Annotated in this window: 2 protein-coding genes; both read left to right on the forward strand. The window is 43.1% G+C overall.

The window, feature by feature from the left end:
* Positions 1 to 420: ABC transporter permease (locus tag I656_RS20070; protein WP_369770228.1), on the forward strand; the 420-nt coding region annotated here is incomplete at its 5' end.
* Positions 410 to 769 carry an ABC transporter permease gene (locus I656_RS20075; RefSeq protein ID WP_369770229.1) on the forward strand — a complete coding sequence of 120 codons (360 nt, stop codon included), beginning with the start codon at positions 410 to 412 and terminating at the stop codon, positions 767 to 769. The genes I656_RS20070 and I656_RS20075, both read left to right, overlap by 11 nt.
* Position 770: the final 1 nt, after the last annotated feature.

A 770-nucleotide genomic window follows, 5' to 3' on the forward strand; every position in this document is an offset into this window, starting at 1 on the left:
TTTTTATTTATGTTAGTAAGTTTCTTTTATTTGCCCTACGACATGAATGAGATGAAGATGGACGATCGCCTTGCCGGTCCAAGCCGCGAGCATCTTTTAGGAACCGATAATTTCGGAAGAGATATTCTCAGCCGTGTAATGGAGGGGTCGCAAACTGCTTTTACAGTAGGTTTCTTTTCTGTTGCCATTGGCATCACCGGTGGGTTGATCATCGGGGCTACTGCGGGCTACATAGGAAAATGGGTAGATGAAATTTTGATGCGCCTGATGGATGCTTTATTAGCATTTCCCGGAATTATCATCGCACTGGTTCTTGTTTCTATTTTTAAGCCCAATTTAACGCAGACGATAATCGCGAATTGGTATTTTTTTTATTCCCGGATTTGCGCGAATTATTCGCAGCGGCTTTTTGGCCTATAAAAAAGCTGATTTTGTCATAGCGGCCAGACATTTAGGAGCAGGGCATCTTAGGATCATTGTTTATCATATTTTGCCGAATATGATGTCTCCTGTGATCGTGGCAGCATCTTTAAACTTTTCAGCGGCTATTTTAATAGAAGCGGCACTCAGCTATTTAGGCTTAGGTGTTCAGCCTCCGGATCCGAGCTGGGGCAGAATGCTGAATGAATCGCAAAGTTATATTCATAAAGCGCCTTGGTATGCACTTGCTCCCGGCATATTCATTACGTTGACGGTGCTTGGCTTCAATTTGCTTGGAGATGGGATAAGGGATTTGATGGCGCGGAAGGACTATATAGATGCAATTTAAA

This window comes from Geobacillus sp. WSUCF1 (assembly GCF_000422025.1).
In the GTDB taxonomy this organism is placed as follows: Bacteria; Bacillota; Bacilli; order Bacillales; family Anoxybacillaceae; genus Geobacillus; species Geobacillus zalihae.